We start from the raw sequence: 17,207 nt of genomic DNA, 5'->3' as shown, positions 1-17,207 counted from the left end.
GAAGTGATTGATTGCGCACCATATCAATCATCTGCAATCATGAGTGGACGCATTCACGATGGGAGCGATGATGACCGAGGCGACACCGGGCGCATTCATGGAGGAAGAGCTGACCAGTCAGCCGGACACCTGGGCGCGCGCCAGCGCGATGACCGAGGAGCAGCGCAAGCTCCCCGCGAACGGGCAGCGCGTGGCCGTCGTCGGCTGCGGCACGTCGTGGTTCATCGCCCAGGCTTACGCGGACCTGCGTGAGCGCGGCGGGCACGGCGAGACCGATGCCTTCACCGCCACGGAGGCTCCGCTGGCCCGCGGCTACGACGCCATCGTGCTGCTCACGCGCTCCGGCACCACCTCGGAGATCCTCGCCATCGCGCGAGAGCTGCGGGGGAGGGTTCCGCTGATCGGCGTCACGGGAGACCCGACCTCGCCTTTCGTCGAGCTGGTGGACGAGGTCGTCGTGCTCGACTTCGCCGACGAGCGCTCCGTGGTGCAGACGCGGTTCGCCACCACTGCCCTCGCGCTGTTTCGCGCTTCGCTCGGGGAGGACCTCACGGCGGCGATCGCGGATGCGCGCGCGGTGCTCGCGGAGGACCTCGAGGACGACCTGGTGAACGCCGAGCAGTTCAGCTTCCTCGGCACGCACTGGAGCTACGGCCTGGCCAATGAGGCGGCGCTCAAGATGCGCGAGTCCTCGCAGTCGTGGACCGAGGCGTACTACGCCATGGAGTACCGCCACGGGCCGATCGCGATCGCCGCCCCGGGACGGGTGACCTGGGCCTTCGGCGAGGTGCCGGAGGGTATCGCCGCCGATGTCGCGCGCACCGGGGCGCGCTTCGAGCACCGCGACATCGACGCGATGGCCGACCTCGTGCGCCTGCACCGGGTGGCGCTGGAGCGTTCGCGTCGTCGGGGGCTGGACGCGGACAAGCCGCGCAACCTGACGCGTGCCGTGATCCTCGACGCATGACCTCTCTCGGCCCCGGTGCCGCCGTCCTCGCCTTCGATGTCGGCGGCACCGACACCAAGTCGGCTCTGATCGATGAGACCGGCACAGTGCGTGATCTTCGCCGCACGGCGACGGCTCGTGGCGCGGATGCGGCCGGGGCCGTCGTCGCGGATGTGGCACGACTGGTGCGCGAGCTGCGTGAGCGGCATCCCGGGGCCGATGTCGCCGGGGTCGGCGTCGTGGTGCCTGGGCTCGTGGACGAAGCTGCCGGCGTCGGCGTCTTCTCCGCCAACCTCGGCTGGCGCGACGCGCCGATCGCCGCGCTGCTGCAGGATGCGATCGATCTGCCCGTCGGATTCGGACACGATGTCCGCGCCGCCGCCCGCGCCGAGCTGGAAATCGGCGCGGCCCGCGGGCTTCGTGATGTGGTGATCGTTCCCATCGGCACGGGCATCGCCGGCACCATCGTCACCGACGGACGCATTCTCGTCTCGGGTGGGTACGCGGGAGAGCTCGGGCACACGCTCGCGGATCCGCACGGGGACCCGTGCCCCTGCGGCGCGGTCGGCTGCCTGGAGACGGTGGCCTCGGCAGGCGCGATCGTACGTCGTTATGCCGAGCGCAGCGGCACCCGCCTGCCGGGCGCCCGCGACGTGCTCGCGGCCGCGCGCATGGGCGATCGGGTGGCGGATGGCGTCTGGAACGAGGCGATCGACGCCCTCGCCCAGCAGATCGCGCGACTGGCCGGAGTCCTGGCGCCGGAGGCCATCGTCATCGGCGGCGGTCTGGCGCAGGCCGGCCCTCTGTTGTTCGGCCCGCTCGCCGAACGGGTCGACGCGCTGCTGTCGTTCCACCGTCGCCCGCGGCTCATTCCCGCCGCGGTGGGCGAGGACGCCGGGCTGCTCGGATCCGCCCTTCGCGCCCGTGAGGTGCTGTCGTGATCCTCACGGTGACACCCAATCCCGCGCTGGACATGACCTGGCACGTCGACCGGCTGGAGCCGGGGCAATCCCACCGGGTGGAAGCCGGGGTGTCGCGCGCCGGGGGCAAGGGACTCAATGTCGCCCGGGTGCTCCACCAGCAGGGGGAGCGCGTGATGGCGCTGACCACGGCCGGTGGCCGAGTCGGTGCCGAGCTGCGCGCGGAGTTGGAGGCATCCGGGCTGGTGCACAGACTGATCCCCGTGGTCGCCGAGACACGGCGCAGCCTTGCCCTCGTGGATGAATCCGCCGCATCCGCGACGGTGCTCAACGAGTTCGGGACTGCCCCGACGGCCGCGGAGACCGCCGAGCTGTGGGACGCGGTGCTCACCGCGGCGGCGCAGGCCCGCGCGGTGGCCATCAGCGGCAGCCAGCCGCGGGGAGCGGACCCGACCGTCCTGGTCTCCGCCATCGCCGAGCTTCGCGCACGCGGCATCCCCGTGCTCGTCGACACCAGCGGCACCGCCCTCATCGATGCCGCCGATGCGGGGGCCGCCGTGCTCAAGCCCAACCACCACGAACTCGTAGAGGCCACCGGCATCGCGGACGTCATGAGCGCAGCGCAGGCACTGCTTCGTCGCGGCTCCACCCTGGTGCTGGTCTCGCAGGCGGAGGAAGGCATGCTGCTCGTGCACCGTGACGGCCGCGCCCTGCGCGCCCGTTTCCCCGATGTCGTCCGCGGAAACGCCACGGGAGCGGGAGATGCCGTGTCGGCGGCGATCTCCGTGTCGCTCGCCGATGACCCCGCCCTCGCCCTGTACGACGCGTTGGAGGTGCTCGCCCGCCGCGCGGCGGCCTGGGGTGCTGCGGCCGTCGCCGCCCCGCAGGCCGGTGACCTGGATCCCGACATCGCCCGCCGCACGGCCGATGTCATCATCACCCCGGTGTCCGAAGCGTCACCACCCGAAGGAGCCTCATGACCCTCGCTCGAACCTCGGACCTGCTCGCCGCCGCAGCGGCGGACAGCGTCGCCGTCGGTGCGTTCAACGTGCTGCATCTGGAGACAGCGGAGGCACTGGTGTCCGCCGCGGAGCGCAGCGGACTGCCGGTGATCCTCCAGATCTCGGAGAACTGCGTCACCTTCCATGGGTCGCTGGCGCCGATCGCCCGCGCGAGCCTCGCCCTCGCGGCTGCGGCCACCGTTCCCGTGGCCGTGCACCTGGATCACGCGGAGAGCGACGAGCTGGCGCTGGCGGCCATCGATCTCGGCTTCACCTCGGTGATGTATGACGGCGCGAAGCTGCCGTTCGCCGACAACGTGGCCACCACCCGCCGCGTCGTGGCGGCCGCACATGCGGCGGGGGTGTCCGTCGAGGCCGAGCTGGGCGAGATCGGAGGCAAGGATGGCGCACACGCTCCCGGGGTACGCACCGATCCCGCCGAGGCCGCCGAGTTCGTCGCCGAGACCGGCGTGGACTCCCTGGCCGTTGCGGTCGGCTCCTCCCATGCGATGACGGAGCGTACGGCGACGCTGGACCTCGAGCTCATCGCACGGCTGGCGACGGCGGTCCCGGTCCCCCTGGTGCTGCACGGATCGTCTGGGGTGGCCGACGAGGTCATCGTCGCGGGCATCCACGCCGGACTGGTGAAGGTCAACGTCTCCACTCACCTCAACGCGTCCTTCACGGGCGCGGTGCGTTCGTACCTCGCCGAGAATCCCGCGGTCGTGGACTCCCGCAAGTACATGGCCGCAGGACGAGCGGCGCTGTCGGCGGAGGCGGAGCGGCTGCTGCGCCTGTTCCGGGGGCAGTCGTCGTGAATCGCGATCAGCGCCTTTCCGCGATCCTCGATCTGCTCGGTGAGGCCGGGCGCATCGAGGTGGAGGACATCGTCGAGCGCCTGGCGGTATCGCCCGCCACCGCGCGGCGCGATCTGGACGCGCTGGCCGAGCAGCAACTGCTCAACCGCACGCGCGGTGGTGCGGTTGCGCACTCCGTGGCCTACGACCTCCCGCTGCGATACAAGAATCAGCGACACGTCGACAGCAAGGCCGCCATCGCCGGGCGGGCCTCCGAGATCACGCCGCGAGGTGCCGTGATCGGCCTCTGCGGCGGAACGACCACCACCGCGATCGCCGACGCGCTGATGTCTCGTGCGGATCTGCAGGACCCGTCGCCCGAGCCCGGCTTGACCGTGGTCACCAATGCGATCAACATCGCGATGCACCTGGCCGCGCGGGATCAGATCAAGACCGTCATCACCGGCGGAGTGCTGCACGCGCGCTCCTATGAGGTCGTCGGCAGCTACGCCGACTCGGTGCTCGGGGCGATGAACCTCGACATCGCCTTCATCGGCGCCAACGGCCTCGACGCTGCCGTGGGAGCCTCGGCCAGTGACGAACGAGAGGCGGCGGTCAACCGCCTCATGGCCCAGCGCGCCGAGCGTGCGGTGCTGGTGGTGGACTCCTCGAAGATCGGGACCCGATCCTTCGCGGCGATCGGGGGAGCGGAACTGTTCGACACCGTGATCACGGACGACGCCGTGAGCCCGGAACAGCTGGAAGCGCTGCGCACAGCGGGTTATCAGGTCATCGTGGCCGAGGCTGGGAATAGCTGAGCCTCCATCGCGTTGAAACTTGAGTGAAGGCAACTCAAGTTTCAACCTGGAGGTATCGTGCCTGATGACCGCGCCGCCGACGGCGGCAACTCGTTCGACGACTTCCTCGCCCGCTACCTGGAGGGCGAGCGCGCCCGTGCCGCGCGATCGATCGACCTCGCGCGCTTCCTGAGCGCGGGTACCCAGGAGCTCTTGCAGACCGCGGGCCGGTATGCGCTGGGCCGCGGGCAGAGCGAACTCGACGCGCTGCACATCCTTCGCGTCCTGCTGGACACGGCCCCCGCCCACGACGCGTTGCGCCGGATCGGGGCGGACGCGGCCGCACTGGCGCGAGCCGTGGAGTCTCGTCTGCCGTCCGCGGCAGAGCCGATCAGCGCCGACGGGGCCGTGATCACGCCATCGGTGCGCCGCACGCTGTTCCACGCGCTGCAGGTGGCGCGCTCCTCGGGCTCCACGTACATCGATCCCGAGCATCTCTTCTTCGCCCTGGTGCTCGCACAGGACACGCCCTCGGGCGCCGTGCTGGCTGAACACGGCGTGACCGCCGATGCCCTCGTGCACGGCGTCCGCGAATCCGTGGCGGCACCGACAGAGACCCCGGGCGGCTCGGAGGGCGCTTCGGCGCCGCAGAGCATGCTGGAGACCTACGGCACGGACCTCACCGAGCGCGCCCGCGCGGGTGCCCTGGACGTGGTGATCGGCCGTGAGGACGAGATCGAGCAGACCATCGAGATCCTCAGCCGCCGTACCAAGAACAACCCCGTACTGGTGGGTGAGGCGGGTGTGGGCAAGACCGCCGTGGTGGAAGGACTCGCGCAGGCGATCGTCGCCGACACGGTCCCCGCCCAGCTCCGCGGGCGTTCGGTGATCATGCTGGATCTGCCCGCGATGCTCGCGGGAACCCGCTACCGCGGGGACTTCGAGGAGCGGCTGACGAAGACGCTCGAGGAGATCGCGACGCGCAACGACGAGGTCATCGTGTTCATCGATGAGATCCACACCGTGGTCGGAGCAGGCGCGGGCGGCGACGGCGCGATGGACGCGGGAAACATCCTCAAGCCCCGGCTCGCTCGCGGTGAGCTGCACCTGGTGGGTGCCACCACGCTCGCCGAATACCGCACCATCGAGAAGGATCCTGCGCTGGAGCGCCGGTTCCAGCCGGTGCGCGTCGGCGAACCCAGCATCGAGGACGCCGTCGCCATCCTGCACGGGCTGCGCGACGCCTACCAGGACCACCACCACGTCACCTACACCGACGACGCGCTGCGCGCTGCCGTCGAGCTCAGCGACCGCTATCTGACCGATCGCGTCCTGCCCGACAAGGCGATCGACCTGATCGATCAGGCCGGCGCGCGCGTGCGGTTGCGTTCCGGCGCCGTTGTGGACACCACGGCCCTGCGTACGCGGCTCGGCGAGCTGGAGGCGCAGAAGAACGCCGCCGTGGCCGCCGAACGCTACGAGGAGGCGAGTGCATTGCGGGACGGCATCGCGGAGGTCGAGGCGCAGCTGGCGGCGGCGTCGCGGGCCGGCGTCCTGCCGGTGATCGGCGAAGCCGAGATCGCCGCGGTGATCTCACGGGCCACGGGCATCCCGGCGTCGCGGCTCACCGAGACCGAGCGAGAGCGCATGGCCGAACTCGAATCCGAACTGCACCGCCGCGTGGTGGGTCAGGACGACGCGGTGTCCGCGGTCGCCCGAGCGGTGCGGCGCAATCGCACCGGGATGAGCGATCCGCGCCGTCCCGTCGGCTCGTTCCTGTTCCTCGGCCCCACGGGGGTGGGCAAGACCGAGCTGGCCAAGGCGCTGGCGCAGAGCCTGTTCGACGACGAGGATGCGGTCATCCGCTTCGACATGAGCGAGTTCGGCGAGCGTCACACGGTGTCGCGGCTGATCGGGGCCCCTCCGGGGTACGTCGGCTTCGACGATGCGGGCCAGCTCACGGAGCGGGTGCGGCGCAATCCGTACTCGATCGTGCTCTTCGACGAGATCGAGAAGGCGCACCCCGACATCTTCAATCTGCTGCTGCAGGTGCTCGATGACGGTCGTCTCACCGACGGGCAGGGGCGCACCGTCGACTTCCGCAACACGGTGGTCGTGATGACCAGCAACATCGGCGGCGAACTGCTGGCCAGTCGCGGCGGCGCCATCGGCTTCCTCGCGGACGGCGGCGGCGAGACCGGTTTCGGATCGCAGAACGAGTTGCGCGAGCGCATCATGGGCCGGCTCCGGGAGCAGATGCGTCCGGAGTTCCTCAACCGCATCGATGAGATCGTGCTGTTCCGCAAGCTCGCCGCCGAGCAGTTGCAGCAGATCGTCGGGCTGCTGATGCGCGAGACCCGTCAGCGCCTGGAGAGCCAGGGCATCGAACTGGCGGTCACCGAAGCGGCGACCGCGTGGATTGCGCGTAACGGGCACCAGGCGGAGTACGGCGCTCGGCCGCTGCGCCGCGTGATCCAGCGCGAAGTGGACGACCGGATCGCCGACCTTCTGGTCGGGGGCGCAGTTGGCGCCGGCGACACCGTCGTGGTGGACGTCGTCGATGACGCACTGAGCGTGCGCGCCCCACAGGAAGTTCTCGCCTGACCGCGACGACGAAGGACCGGACGTGTGTCCGGTCCTTCGTCGTCTCCGGCGCCCCCTCCGGGACTTCGTGCGTCGCGCACGTTGCGTTACGCTCGCCGGGTCCGGCGCACCCGAGAGGTGGAAGACTGGACGGGTGAGCATTCAGAGCGACGAGTACGCCCAGTTCCGCCGGCAGCGCCGCGCCTATGCCACCGGCCCCACCGGTCCGCTGGCGCTCGTCGAGACCACCTGGCTGGCGCCGGGGGAGACCGGCATCCCGGAGCGCGCCGGTTCGGAGACCACGCGGCTCACCACCCTGGAGCGCGAGGACCTCGATCACGGCGGCGTGCAGCGCGGCTATCGGATCTGGGACGACGCGGCACCCACGCGTGCGGCCTTCGAGGACATCGACGCGTACGACTTCGACGAGTCGTGGGTGCTGAGCGGCCGCTTCGAGCTGGTCGCCGAGGAGCGCCTGGTGCCCTTCGAGCACATCGCGGACGGCGGGCGGCTGCGCCAGCACGGTGCCGCCGGCGACGTGGTCTTCAGCCACGAGGGCACGGAGTACCGGCTGGCCGCGTTCGACGCGGACGATGACGACTCCGTGCAGCTGGTCTTCGCGGACACGACCAACGGCGCCGAGACCTACGGCACGGGTCGTTTCCTGTGGGTGGACCTGCCCCCGCAGTGGCGTGACCTCCGCCCGGGCGAGAGCGTGCCCGTCGAGGTCGACTTCAACCGGTCGGTGATCCCGCCGTGCGGCTTCTCGATGTGGTTCAACTGCCCGCTGCCGCCGCTGTCGAACCGTCTGCCGTTCCCGATCCGCGCCGGGGAGAAGCACGTGCGATTCGCTCCCGGCTTCGACCTCTACGCCTGAACAACCCGTTTCATTGCGCGCAAAACGCTCGAAAAGTGGGCGAATTGGAGCCAATCGCGCGCTATGAACGGGTCGGGGGTCCGCTCAGCAGTCCAGCAGCTCGCGGATCATCGTTCGGTACGGTTCCGGGTCGATGCCCTGGGATTCAAGCCACTCGGGGGAGTAGTAGCGGTCGGCATAGCGTTCGCCGCCGTCGCACAGCAGGGTGAGCACACTTCCACGCTCACCCGCAGCGCGCATCTGCGCGACGATGCGCAGCGCCGCCCATAGACCGGTGCCGGTGGAACCGCCGGCCTGCCATCCGGTGCGCTGCTGCAATTCGTGGATGGCGGCGATCGATGCCGCATCGGGCACCTTCATCATCCGGTCGATCACGCCGGGCTGGAAGCTGGGCTCCATGCGACCGCGGCCGATTCCCTCGATGCGTGACGGCGTGGGGCAGTGCACCGCGGGATCATCGGTGCGCCAGCCCTCGAAGAAGCACGAGTTCTCCGGGTCGGCCACGCAGACGCGCGTACCGCGGCGGGTGTAGCGCACGTAGCGGCCGATGGTGGCGGACGTGCCGCCCGTGCCCGCCGTGGTCACCACCCACGCCGGCACCGGATGCCGCTCGGCCTTCATCTGCCGGAAGATCGAGTCGGCGACGTTGTTGTTGCCGCGCCAGTCCGTGGCCCGCTCCGCGTACGTGAACTGGTCCATGAAGTGACCCCCGGTCTCGGCGGCGAGCCGCGCGGATTCCGCGTACACCGCTCCCGGCTCGTCGACGTAGTGGATGCGTCCGCCGGCGAACTCGATCAGCCGCGTCTTCTCCGCACTCGTCGTTCGCGGGACCACGGCGATGAAGGGGACACCGATCAGCCGCGCGAAGTACGCTTCCGACACGGCGGTGGATCCGCTGGACGCCTCGATCACCGGAAGACCGGGCCGGATCCATCCGTTGACCAGGCCATAGAGGAACAGCGAGCGCGCCAGCCGGTGCTTGAGGCTGCCCGTGGGGTGGGTGGACTCGTCCTTGAGATAGAGGTCGATGCCCCAGCTGATCGGCAGCGGGAACTTCAGCAGATGCGTGTCGGCGCTGCGCACGGCGTCGGCGTCGACGGCGCGGATGGCCTCGGTGAGCCAGGCCTCGTAGTCGGCGTCGCTGCGATCCACGTCGAGCGTGGTGTCGTCGGCGAGGATACGGGCAACGGTCATGACACTCCGTTCAGAAGGTGATGGCATCGCCGGCGGCCACCGAGACGCGCTCCACGAAGAGCACGCCCACCAGGGTGCCGGGCTCGGCTGTGGTCGAACGGCGACCGCGCGTCTCCAGAGCCTTCACGGTCGCGGGCTCGGACCCGCCCGCCGCGTGCTGGATGGTGATCCGGTCTCCGGCGGACAGCCGCGCGAACTGGACGCGGCCGGTGGCCACCGTTCCGCGTCCGGTGATCTGGAACACGTCCTCCACCGTCAGCATCCCTCCGGTCGCCGCGGCGACGGGCGCTTTCGCAGCCGACGACGGGGCGGGAGATTCGGCGTGGAATCGCGCCAGCATCTCTTCGGGGGTTTCCAGATCCTTCTTGCGTCCGAACCAGCCCATGCGCCCAGTCTAGGGGCGGGGCCGTGCCGCTCTCAGTCTCCGGCGGCGACTTCGGCCAGGATCTCCGCACCCAGCGCCGCATAGTCGGCTCGATCATCGCTCTGCGCCAGCAGGATCGCGCCCACCGCGGCCGCCCACCCGCGAGCCCGCACCCAGAGCATGTCGTCGGGCGCCGCCAAGCGATCCTGGAAGAGCCGCCGACCCCGGGCATCGAACAGCAGCCAGGCTGCGGCGAGATCGTACGCCGGGTCGCCGCCCGTCACATCCCCGAAATCGACGATCGCCGCCAGCCGCGATCCGGAGACGACGAGGTTTCCCGGATGAAGGTCGCCGTGGATCCACACCGCGGGTCCGGCATACGGCGGAACCGCCACCGCACGCTCCCATGCCGCCCGCGCGGCAGCGGGCGCATCGATTGCGGCGAAGCGTGCCGCATCCGCTTCAGCGCGCTCGCTGAGCGGGATGCCGCGATACGGATTCGTGGGCGCGTCGGGACGGGAGGCAACGTGCAGCAGACGAAGCGCATCGGCGAGAGCCGAGGCCCAGGCTGCGCGCGCCGGTCGCGGGGTGTGCCACGCCGCGACTCCGCTCACCCAGGGCACCACCGACCAGGGATGGGGGAATCGCTCGGACGGGACGCCGGCGTGGATCGGCGCGGGCACCACGACACCGCTCGGTGCAAGCCGTTCGGCGATTGCGGGAAGCACCCGCTGTTCATTGCGCAGGAGCTGGTCGGCGAGTGCCCGCCGGGGAATGCGCACCGCGCGATGCTCACCCAGGCGCCAGATGTCGTTGTCCCACCCGGAGGCGATCAGCGTGAGTGGATCATCGGCGTACCGCAGACCCGCGAAGCGCAGCACCTCACGCAGCTGTGCCGCGTCGAGACCGTACTCCGCTTCGGGAGAGCCGGCCACTCAGCCCTGACCCGAGCGGGGCTTCAGACGCACCAGCCGCTCGTGACCGGTCTCCTCCAGCTCGGCGACGGTACCGCGTGCCTTCACGAAGTCGGAGAACGACGAGTACCCGAGCGCCTTCTCGTTGAAGGAGGGATCCATGCGCTTCATGTGCTGCTTGACCGCCGACGAGTGCAGCCAGTCGGCATCGTCCTTCTCGTGACCGGTGCGCAGCGCGCGCTCCAGCAGCTGCGTGGCGAGCACCTCCGGATCGTCCTTCTTGGTGCGTCGTGTGGGGCGCTTCGCCGCCTGTTCCGCGGGAGCGGCGGGCTCGTCGGGGAGCACGCCGGGAAGCGAGTCGTATGTGGCGAAATCGTCGCAGGCGGCGGCCAGTGACTTCGCGGTGGAGCCGGCGACGCCGATACCCACCACGTATCGTCCGAGCCGCTTACAGCGCTGGGCGAGGGGGACGTAGTCCGAGTCACCGGCCACGATCACCACGTGGGTGAGGTCGGGGAGACGGAACATGTCCTCGACCGTGTCGACCGCGAGCCGGATGTCGGCGCCGTTCTTCGCATACGCCGCGGCGGGAAACAGCTGCACGAGGTCGACGGCGCGAGCCACGAGCTGGTCGCGGTACTCCGCGTTCACCGGGGAGGACCAGTCGGCGTAGGCGCGCGTCAGCACCAGGGTGCCGAAGCTCGCGGCGAAGTCGATCACCGCGCCGATGTCGACCCGGGCTTCCGTGAGGCGGGCGACGATCTCCGGATCGCTCGGATCCTGGATGATGCGCTGTCGATCGCGTCCGTACGAGTTGCGTCCGTGGACGCTGTCGTACCAGCTCATGACGATGTTGTCGAAGTCGAGGTACACCGCAACGCGGCCGGAAGCGTCAGCCATCTGCTCAGTCTCTCAGTCGGCGCTCTCGCCCGGGTAGACCAGGCCGATCTGCGAACGGATCTCGTCCAGGCACGCCATGATGGCTACCGTCTCGTCGATGGTGAGGATGTCGCCGCCGAACTCACCGGCGGCCACGAGGCGTTCGGCGGCGAGCGCCTCGAAGTACAGACCGGTGCCGTCGTAGTCGGATTCGTAACGCTCCAGCACCGTGCCGTCGTTCGCGATCACCTGGAAGGACGTTCTCGCGTACCAGACGCCGGCGATCTCGATGCGGGCCTCGGTGCCGAGGATGGTCGCGATGTTTCGTCCCTTCGTGCGCGATGAGCTGAAGGTGGTCGCGATCTGCCCGCCCGGATAAGTGAAGATCGTCGCGAGTTCCTCGTCGGCGCCCGTGTCCATCATCCGTGCCGCGGCGAGAATCCGCTCGGGGCGACCGAACACATCCCAGGTGAACGAGATCGGGTAGATGCCGAGGTCCAGCAGCGCTCCGCCGCCGAGCTCCAGTGCGTTCAGCCGGTGGGCGGGATCCGCGGTGATCGCCTGCGTGTGATCGGCGGTGAGACTGCGCACCTCGCCGAGGGTCCCCGCGGCGAGGATCTCGCGGATGCGGATCATGTGCGGCAGATAGCGGGTCCACATCGCCTCCATCGCCAGCACCCCCTTCGCGGCAGCGGCATCGCCGATCTGCGCCGCCTCCGCGGCGTTGACCGTGAAGGCCTTCTCGATGAGGACGTGCTTGCCCGCGTCGATCATCAGCAGAGCGGGTTCGATGTGCTGCGGATGCGGGGTGGCGATGTAGACGATGTCGACGTCCGGGTCTGCGGCCAGATCGGCCCACGAGCCGTGTGCGCGGGGGATGCCGAACTCGGCGGCGAACGCGTCGGCGCGGTCCTGTGTGCGGGACGCGACGGCGACCACGTCACGTCCGGCCACTCGCAGATCCGACACGAACGAATGAGCGATACCGCCCGTGGCCAGGATGCCCCATCGCAAAGCAGTCATGAAGCCGAGCCTAGCGGGCGCAGATGCTTGCGGGGCGGTGGCCGCCTGGTGACCGTGGTGCAGGATGGAGCCATGTCCGCATTGGTCTCCGCCGCAGAACTCATCACCGAACTCTCCAGCGGCCGGCCGCCGCGACTTCTCGACGTGCGCTACCAGCTGCTCAAGCCCGACGGCCGTGACGACTACCGCGCCGGGCACATCCCCGGAGCCGTCTACGTGCCCCTCGAGGAGGAACTCTCCTCCCACGGGGATCCGGCGGACGGTCGTCACCCGCAGCCCTCGCAGGAGACGCTGCAGAACGCGGCACGTCGGTGGGGCCTGAACGACGGCGACCGCGTGGTGGTCTACGACGGCGGATCCACGCTGGCCTCCGGGCGCACCTGGTGGACCCTGCGCGGCGCCGGGGTCGACATCCGCGTGCTTGACGGCGGTCTGCCCGCGTGGATCGCGGCGGGCGGCGAGCTGGCCACCGACGATGTCGTGCCGGCGCCGGGTACCATCACGCTGGGCACCCTCCCCGCCGGCATCGACATCGGCACAGCCGCCTCGTGGCCGGTGGACGGGGTGCTCGTGGACGTGCGCGCCGCCGAACGCTTCCGCGGCGACGTGGAACCGATGGATCCCATCGCGGGGCACATCCCGGGGGCTGTCAATCTGCCCTCCGCGACCTACTTCCGCGAAGACGGCACCTTCCGCTCGCCCGCCGAGATCGCCGCAGCCTTCGATTCCGTCGGCGCCACCGCTGACGTGAAGGTGGCCACCTATTGCGGGTCCGGCATCACGGCGGCGCAGGCCGCGCTCGCCGCCGAGGTGGCGGGGCGCTCCGTCGCGGTGTTCCTGGGTTCCTGGAGCGCCTGGTCCAACACCCCCGGTCTTCCCGTCGCCACGGGCGACGCCTGAACCGCTCGCCCTGGGCGGTAGAGGGAAAACGCACCTCCGGCCGGTGCCGGGGGTGCGTTTTCCCTCTGCCAGCGCGGGCGATCAGGCAATGACGACGACCTTGCCGTCGGTACCCGCATCCACTGTGGCCTGAGCCCGGCCGGCCTCCGCGAGCGGGAAGCTCTCACCGAGTTCCACCTGGAACGCTCCGGCTGCGAGGAGGGAGAGGGTCAGGGGCAGCGCCTCACGACGCCACGCCTCCTCCTGCGCCGTCAGCGGAGCGGGGCCGCCGCCGCGGAACGACCGGATGCCCCAGCCGGCGGCGTCCGCGCCGCGCACCAGGGTGGCCGCGCGCGAGCGATCGTGCACGAGAGCGATCGACGCCTCGTTCGCCTCGTCGGTGCCGGCCGCGTCGATGGCGACGCTCACACCGTCCGGAGCGATCGCGCGTACGCGCTCGATGAGCCCGGGCCCATAGTCCACCTGGGTGGCGCCGAGCGTGCGAACCACGCCGGCGCGGCGCTCGCTGGAGGTGGCGATCACCGTCGCACCGAGCAGACGTGCGTACTGGATCAGGAACTGACCGACCGATCCGGAGCCTCCGTGCACGAGTACGGTGTCGTTCGCGCTGACCGCGAGTGACCGGATGGTCTGATAAGCCGTTCCTGCCGGGATACCGAGTGCGGCCCCGGCCGACGCGGAGACCGTGGCGGGGCGGGGCGCGGCATCAATGGCGGCGACGACCACGTCCGTGGCATAAGCGCCCTGGGCGTTGCCGAACGCAACTGCATCGCCCACACGGAAACCGTCGACGTCGGCACCCACCTCGGTCACGATGCCCGCCCCGTCGTGTCCCGTGCCGCGCGGCCCGGTGAACGGCGGGGAGGGACGAAGCCCCGAGCGCAGTTTTCCGTCCACGGGATTGACCCCCGCGGCCTCGACACGGATGCGGATCTGGTCCGGGCCCGTCTCGGGGAGATCGACCTCGCGCAGGGTGAGGACTTCGGGGCCGCCGAGCTGTTCGTACTGGATCGCCTGAGTCATGTTCCTCAGCCTAGGCACGCCGCCCGCGCGCTGGGGCCGACCGCGTACCGGTGATCGTCACCCGGCGAAACACCCCGGCGAGGACGGCGTCAGCGGACGGACCGGGAGCGGAGGGTGGTGAGCTCCAGCGTCCGGACGGGGGCGGCCCCCGCGGCCAAGGCATCGTGGAGGGACCGCACCCGGATGCCGCGCTCGTCGCAGCGTCGCAGGAAGTCGCGGGTCAGCGCGGCGCGATCGCTGACCGGGGGCGGCGGATCCGTCACGCCGTCGCGCTCGTCGGCGATGCCGTCATGGGCCAGCACGATGCGACCCGCTGCGGCGGCACGGTCGGCCGCCGCAGTGCGACGCGCGACATCGACCGCCGCGGAATCGTGCAGTGTCCCTGACCAGAGCACGGGGACCAGACCGCTCCGCCGCGCCGCCCGCCAGCTGGTGGGGGACTGGGCGCCGTACGGCGGGCGATACCAGCGCACCGCGGTGCCGGTCACGTCTTCGAGTTCGATGCGTGCCCGGGCCAGCCGGGACGCGGCATCGGCCGCGGAGAAGGTGGTCAGGGCACGGTGGTCCGCACCGTGCAGGGCGATCTCGTGACCCGCCGTGAGCACGGACCGCACCAGGTCCGGGTACTGGCGCACCCGCGTGAGCAACACGAAGAACGTGGCGGTGGCGTCGTGCTCGGCGAGGAGATCGAGCACCCGCGGGGTCTGGTGGGGGTCGGGACCGTCGTCGAAGGTGAGCACGACCGACGGCGAGGTGGTCGCCGTGATCGATCCGAGGAGCGAGCCGCCGTGACGCCGGATGAGTCCCAGGACCCGGGCGCGCGGAGAACGGGCGGAACGTGCGGAGGGCATCCGCACAGCGTAGGCGAATGAGAGATCAGGCGTCGGGGTGCTGTGGATGACGGGGGTCGTCGTCGGAGCGCCGTGCGCCCTCGGCCTCCACGGCTGCCGCGTCATCGGCCGCGGCCTCCGCGAGAGCCGCCGCCGCCGTGCCTTCGGCAGCGGCCGCATCGTCCACCTGCTGGAGGATCACGTCGATGGCACCGGTCTTGGCCTCTTCGTACCACTCGGTCAGCTCCCGCGCGGTGCTGTCCAGCCAGGCGCCGGCGCCCTCGTCGGGCGCGGTGGGCGAGGATTCAAACACGAAGTCGTCGCCGTGCTCCTCGATGCCGCGCCGCACACCCTGTGCGATGGCGACCTTCGCGAAGCGGGCGCGCAGGATCAGCGGATCGGTGGACAGCTCCTTCCACCACGCGAACATGATGCCGATCACGATGATCGCGAAGGGCAGGGCCGACACCGTCACCAGCGACTGCAGCGCCGTTAGCGCGTCCTTGCCGCCCGCGAGCAGCAGCGTGGTGGCGATGGCCGCGAGCGCGATGCCCCAGGTGATCGTCACCCAGCGGGCCGGAGTCGGGTTTCCGCGCTGACTCATCTGTCCCATCACGATGGAGGCGGAGTCCGCGCTGGTGACGAAGAAGATCACCACGGCGATCATGGCCACCACGGCGGTGACCGTGGAGAACGGCAGCTGGCCGAGCACGTTGAACAGGATGTCCTGCGCGTCTCCGGCACCGGCCACGTTCTGACCCGACTCCTGCATCCGCATGGCGGTGCCGCCGAAGACGCCGAACCAGATCAGGCACACCAGCGACGGCACGATCATGACCACCAGGGTGAACTGGCGGATGGTGCGCCCGCGGGAGATCTTGGCGATGAACATCCCCACGAAGGGCGTCCAGGACACCCACCACGCCCAGTAGTAGGTGGTCCACGTCTTCATGAACTCGGCGGTGTCCGCACCCTCGGCACTCGAGCGCTGCAGCATGGTGCCGAGGTCGCTGAGGAAGGCGACGCCGGCGGTGGGGATGAAGTTCAGCAGGAACAGGGCGGGGCCCACGACGAACACGAAGACGGCCAGTACCGTCACCATCAGCATGTTGATGTTGGAGAGGATGCGGATGCCGCGCTTCACACCGGACACCGCGGAGATGATGAATCCGCAGGTGAGCACGGCGATGATGCCGACGATCACGCCGTTGCCGACCGGGCCGATGCCACCGACGATCTCGATGCCCCGCGCGATCTGCAGCGCCCCGATACCGAGGGAGACGGCCGTGCCGAACAGCGTGACGATGATCGCGAGCATGTCGATGACGGCGCCGATGGGGCCCTTCGTGCGCTCACTGAAGATGGGGTCGAAGATCGAGGAGATGAGCGGGGAGCGGGCGCGGCGATACGCGACGTAGGCGATCGCGCCCCCGACGAGCGCGTAGTAGCTCCACGCGAACGGACCCCAGTGGAACATGGTCTGCGCCATCGCGCTGAGCATGGCCTCCCGCGTGCCGGCATCGATGTGGAAGCCGGTGGGCGGGTCGAGGAAGTAGACCAGCGGCTCGTACGGGCCATAGAAGAGCAGACCGATTCCCATGCCGGCCGCGAAGAGCATGGTGATCCAGGAGATGCCCGAGAACTCGGGCTTCTCCCCGTCCGCACCGAGCGGAATCCGGCCGCGTGCGCTGAGGGAGACGACCAGCATGAAGACGAAGACCACCAGGGTCAGCAGAGAGAACAGCCAGCCGAAGTTCGTCGATACCGCACCGAGCGCGGAGGTGGCGAAGCGGCCCATGCCCTCGGTGTCCAGCAGTCCCCAGGTGATGAAGCCGACGGTGAAGGCCGCGGTGATCACGAACACCCACCAGTTGGTGCTGAACTTGCGTCCGGTGTCGTCGACGCCGATGCCGGGGATCAGAGCGGGGTGGACGCCATAGGGAGTGTTGACCTCACGGAAGATCCGCTTGGCGGCATCACGCGCGTCGCGGCGCCGCACCGGCTGCGTCGGAAGCACCGCGGTGGAATGCGGTTCGTCGCCGGTGGCGGCGCGCCGTGCGGGGTCGCCGGATTGCGGCGTGCTGGACTGCTGGTCGGCGCTCATACGTCCCCCTTCGCGGCTGACGGCCGCAATCCAGGGTACGCCGACCCTCTGAAGG

At 70.1% G+C, this 17,207-nt stretch carries 16 protein-coding genes; 8 read left to right on the top strand and 8 right to left on the bottom strand.

Going from position 1 to position 17,207, the window contains the following annotated elements:
* Window positions 1-70: 70 nt before the first annotated feature.
* The 7 genes from ACIQJ5_RS10325 to ACIQJ5_RS10295 all read left to right on the top strand — a co-directional run bounded on the left by ACIQJ5_RS10325 (window position 71) and on the right by ACIQJ5_RS10295 (window position 7,921).
* The gene (locus ACIQJ5_RS10325) at window positions 71-967 is read left to right on the top strand and encodes an SIS domain-containing protein (protein WP_231092282.1); all 897 of its coding nucleotides are present in this window, start codon (window positions 71-73) and stop codon (window positions 965-967) included.
* Window positions 964-1,887 carry an ROK family protein gene (locus tag ACIQJ5_RS10320; RefSeq protein ID WP_231092283.1) on the top strand — a complete coding sequence of 308 codons (924 nt, stop codon included), beginning with the start codon at window positions 964-966 and terminating at the stop codon, window positions 1,885-1,887. Before ACIQJ5_RS10325 ends, ACIQJ5_RS10320 begins: the two co-directional genes overlap by 4 nt.
* The gene (locus ACIQJ5_RS10315) at window positions 1,884-2,846 is read left to right on the top strand and encodes a 1-phosphofructokinase family hexose kinase (RefSeq protein WP_402843515.1); all 963 of its coding nucleotides are present in this window, start codon (window positions 1,884-1,886) and stop codon (window positions 2,844-2,846) included. The genes ACIQJ5_RS10320 and ACIQJ5_RS10315 overlap by 4 nt, the downstream gene beginning before the upstream one ends.
* Window positions 2,843-3,685 carry a class II fructose-bisphosphate aldolase gene (locus ACIQJ5_RS10310; RefSeq protein ID WP_231092285.1) on the top strand — a complete coding sequence of 281 codons (843 nt, stop codon included), beginning with the start codon at window positions 2,843-2,845 and terminating at the stop codon, window positions 3,683-3,685. Before ACIQJ5_RS10315 ends, ACIQJ5_RS10310 begins: the two co-directional genes overlap by 4 nt.
* Complete coding sequence (locus ACIQJ5_RS10305; protein ID WP_231092286.1) at window positions 3,682-4,482, top strand: DeoR/GlpR family DNA-binding transcription regulator; 801 nt, start codon at window positions 3,682-3,684, stop codon at window positions 4,480-4,482. The genes ACIQJ5_RS10310 and ACIQJ5_RS10305 overlap by 4 nt, the downstream gene beginning before the upstream one ends.
* 57 nt (window positions 4,483-4,539) lie before the next feature.
* Window positions 4,540-7,065 carry an ATP-dependent Clp protease ATP-binding subunit gene (locus ACIQJ5_RS10300; RefSeq protein WP_402843511.1) on the top strand — a complete coding sequence of 842 codons (2,526 nt, stop codon included), beginning with the start codon at window positions 4,540-4,542 and terminating at the stop codon, window positions 7,063-7,065.
* Between the two features lie 133 nt (window positions 7,066-7,198).
* Window positions 7,199-7,921 (top strand): DUF1684 domain-containing protein, encoded by a 723-nt coding sequence (locus ACIQJ5_RS10295; RefSeq protein ID WP_402843508.1) that lies wholly within the window; start codon window positions 7,199-7,201, stop codon window positions 7,919-7,921.
* An 84-nt stretch (window positions 7,922-8,005) separates the two neighbouring features.
* Here ACIQJ5_RS10295 and ACIQJ5_RS10290 read toward each other — a convergent pair whose 3' ends face one another.
* The 5 genes from ACIQJ5_RS10290 to ACIQJ5_RS10270 are packed head-to-tail and all read right to left on the bottom strand — an operon-like array spanning window position 8,006 to window position 12,295.
* Window positions 8,006-9,115, bottom strand: coding sequence for a PLP-dependent cysteine synthase family protein (locus ACIQJ5_RS10290; RefSeq protein ID WP_231092289.1), 1,110 nt, complete (start codon window positions 9,113-9,115; stop codon window positions 8,006-8,008).
* A 10-nt stretch (window positions 9,116-9,125) separates the two neighbouring features.
* Window positions 9,126-9,500: a hypothetical protein gene (locus tag ACIQJ5_RS10285; protein ID WP_231092290.1), complete on the bottom strand. Its 375-nt coding sequence runs from the start codon at window positions 9,498-9,500 to the stop codon at window positions 9,126-9,128.
* A 32-nt stretch (window positions 9,501-9,532) separates the two neighbouring features.
* Window positions 9,533-10,414 (bottom strand): phosphotransferase, encoded by an 882-nt coding sequence (locus ACIQJ5_RS10280; RefSeq protein ID WP_402843504.1) that lies wholly within the window; start codon window positions 10,412-10,414, stop codon window positions 9,533-9,535.
* A complete protein-coding gene (locus ACIQJ5_RS10275) occupies window positions 10,415-11,293 on the bottom strand; it encodes an NYN domain-containing protein (RefSeq protein ID WP_231092292.1) in 879 nt (292 codons plus the stop codon). It abuts the gene before it with no gap.
* A gap of 12 nt (window positions 11,294-11,305) precedes the next feature.
* Entirely contained in the window at window positions 11,306-12,295 is a 990-nt protein-coding gene (locus ACIQJ5_RS10270; RefSeq protein ID WP_402843500.1) for a Gfo/Idh/MocA family protein, read from the bottom strand.
* A 72-nt stretch (window positions 12,296-12,367) separates the two neighbouring features.
* On the opposite strand from ACIQJ5_RS10270, the gene ACIQJ5_RS10265 reads away from it, so the two are divergent.
* Entirely contained in the window at window positions 12,368-13,195 is an 828-nt protein-coding gene (locus tag ACIQJ5_RS10265; protein WP_402843497.1) for a sulfurtransferase, read from the top strand.
* Between the two features lie 81 nt (window positions 13,196-13,276).
* On the opposite strand, the gene ACIQJ5_RS10260 is transcribed toward ACIQJ5_RS10265, so the two are convergent.
* The 3 genes from ACIQJ5_RS10260 to ACIQJ5_RS10250 all read right to left on the bottom strand — a co-directional run bounded on the left by ACIQJ5_RS10260 (window position 13,277) and on the right by ACIQJ5_RS10250 (window position 17,152).
* Window positions 13,277-14,218 (bottom strand): NADP-dependent oxidoreductase, encoded by a 942-nt coding sequence (locus ACIQJ5_RS10260; RefSeq protein ID WP_231092295.1) that lies wholly within the window; start codon window positions 14,216-14,218, stop codon window positions 13,277-13,279.
* Window positions 14,219-14,307: 89 nt separating this feature from the next.
* On the bottom strand, window positions 14,308-15,069 hold the full coding sequence (locus ACIQJ5_RS10255) for a polysaccharide deacetylase family protein (RefSeq protein WP_402843494.1): 762 nt from the start codon (window positions 15,067-15,069) through the stop codon (window positions 14,308-14,310).
* Window positions 15,070-15,094: 25 nt separating this feature from the next.
* Window positions 15,095-17,152 (bottom strand): BCCT family transporter, encoded by a 2,058-nt coding sequence (locus ACIQJ5_RS10250; RefSeq protein WP_402843491.1) that lies wholly within the window; start codon window positions 17,150-17,152, stop codon window positions 15,095-15,097.
* Window positions 17,153-17,207: the final 55 nt, after the last annotated feature.

Origin of the sequence: Microbacterium sp. GXS0129 (genome assembly GCF_044769785.1) — a bacterium.
GTDB lineage: Bacteria > Actinomycetota > Actinomycetes > Actinomycetales > Microbacteriaceae > Microbacterium > Microbacterium nymphoidis.
The sequence above is the reverse complement of the archived record's forward strand: the minus strand, read 5'-3'. Positions and strand labels throughout refer to the sequence as shown.